General features: G+C 54.0%; 1 pseudogene. It reads right to left on the bottom strand.

Annotated elements, in window-relative coordinates:
- Positions 1–115: 115 nt before the first annotated feature.
- A pseudogene (locus tag RhoBH5_RS32435) lies at positions 116–989 on the bottom strand (IS30 family transposase); the annotation flags it as partial.
- Positions 990–2483 lie beyond the last annotated feature (1494 nt).

A 2483-nucleotide genomic window follows, 5' to 3' on the forward strand; every position in this document is an offset into this window, starting at 1 on the left:
CTACGAGCATTGTGGGAATGTGCCTCCTGCCGAACTCGAGGCGTTCTACTACGGTGAACACAGAACTACGCGAACTGTGGAGTTCTCAAATCAGTAAGTCTCCGGACTCGCCGGTGCGATTCAGTATGCCGTTGATGTTCTCGTTCGATCCTCGTTGCCACGGTGATGCAGGGTCGCAGAAGTAGACCGGGACCCCGGTGGTGACACTGAATGATTTGTGGGCACCCGTTTCCGATCCTTGATCCCATGTCAGGGACCCGCGTAGATGCGTCGGTAAGGTGCCGATCAGCTCGACGAGCACGTCACGGACTTCTGCGGCGGTGTGGCCGCCGGGGAGATGTCCGAGCATCACGTATCGGGTCTGTCTCGACGAGGGTCACGATCGCCGTCTTGTTGGCTGCTCTGCAGATCAAGTCTCCCTCCCAATGCCCGGGCACAGCTCTGTCCTCAATCTCGGCGGGACGGTCGGAGATCATGATCATCGGATCGGAGAAGCGGGGTTGACGCTGATCGGTATGCCGGCGGGGTTTGCGGTTTGCGTCGGACACGTCCGCTACGCAAGGCAGCGGCAACCTGCCGTTTGAGACCACCACGGGCTTGGGAATACAAAGCTTGGTAGATCGTCTCCACGCTCACCCGCATCTGTTTGTCGTCGGGATGGTCCTTGATCAACGTGTTGCGGATCTGCTGCGGTGACCAGCGTTGAGCAAGGCCGTCCTCGACGAAGCTCCGCAACGGCCGCTGCGCAGAAGCTTACGATCCTTCGGCCTGGGGCGACGTCCCGCAGAGGCGCGGTGCGCGATGTACGGCCGATAGGTCCCGTCCGGAGCGCTGTTCGCGGCGATCTCACGCATGATAATGGACGCTGACCGACCCAGATCTCAGCCCAATGCCCGCAGTGATGCACCCTCGGCCAACAAGTCTCGGATCCGCTCCCGCTCCGTAAGGCTCAGGAACCGTCGATTCAGACGTTTATCGAGGGCAGCTATCGGAATGGTCGCGTCAGATCTCACGGTCGTTGTCATACCAGTGGCTCCCCCCACCCCCCGGCGGCGCTAGCCAAACCCGAAGCATTGCAGCGCGACCTGAGACACTACGACCCTCGACAGTGGGACCCGGTAGCAACCCGACTGCATACGGGTCAATCTGCCACGTTGTACGCCGATTTCCCAGCCGATCGGTGAACCGATCAAGCTATCGGCGATCCATCATCACAGCTTGCGTGAAATCAACCATCAGAACTTGGATACAACCCTACGGAAGTACCGCAAATCCATACGATTAACTATGATTAACTTGATATTCAGTTTCACGATTGGGCGCAGAGGTGTGGCATTTAATCTAGATGCAAGTTGCTCAATCAACCCCCTTGACAGAGGCCAACAAAGATGGAAGCCTTCAAATTGAAGTTGACATTTACATTATTCACAGAAATCTAAATATAGAACTTATTTAAAAATTATTTCAACAACAATGAGAGGAACAATGAAATGCGTAAACTTGCGAGCGTTACAGCGATTGCTCTTAGCTCTGGAATACTGGCACTGGCCGCCCCGCATTCTGCAAATGCCGGCTCGCTAGGCAGCGATTCCGGATCACTAGGCGGTTCGAGTGCCACCGCTTTTGAGACAGGCTCGCTAGGCAGCTCAATGTCGACAGGATCTCTCGGCGGATCCATCGACCCTGAAGGCGACCCTGAAGGTTCCACATGGATGGGACTTTGGGGGCTGGATGGGCCGACTCCCACTCCCGCAAATCTAACGATTGAATCTGTTGCGCCATTTACTGCAACGCTCGACACAATCTCGCTAGGTTGCACCGTAACATGGAGCCAACCGGCTGGACCACCCCGCGCCGACGGAAGGATTACCGTAAACACGTCCGTAACTTCCGGCAGCTGCGAAGAAAGCGGGGATTTACTTTTGACCGTAACACAACATTCAATACTTGCTACCAGTCAAACTAGTTCAAGCTTGACTGGAATCTTCGGGCATATTTAACCAAAATTACTTCAAGAAGATGAAAACGAAAGTTCACATTAATATAGTTTGAATGTTCAAATTTCTCCAGCCGTTCTCTATTATAAAATTGAACACGGTTCAAGTGGGCCGTCTTCACGACAATATAGCCAGAATTTTACATTACTTATCAGGTGAAGACGGTTCTTTGAAAAACTCGACCGCACTGACGCAACATCATGTTCGACTTGCCTAATCTGATCTCGAACAGCGCTACACCATTCGCCACACTGAACCTCAGTCAACGAATCTTCTCGCAGGCACAAACCCCAGGCCTCATCACAGCTGATGTCGCCGGACGATCATCATTGATCCAATGCGGAACCCGAAGCACCCCATTCAGTCGTCATGTCCAGTCGATGTGGACGGACTCGATCGAGTCGAAGTGGAACCCGAATTCATCGCTGTACTGGTCGAATCCCTTGTTCTCTGGGTAGTCCAACGTCGCGTGACGCTCCAGTAGTG

This window comes from Rhodococcus sp. BH5 (assembly GCF_027583855.1).
Lineage (GTDB): Bacteria > Actinomycetota > Actinomycetes > Mycobacteriales > Mycobacteriaceae > Rhodococcus_F > Rhodococcus_F qingshengii.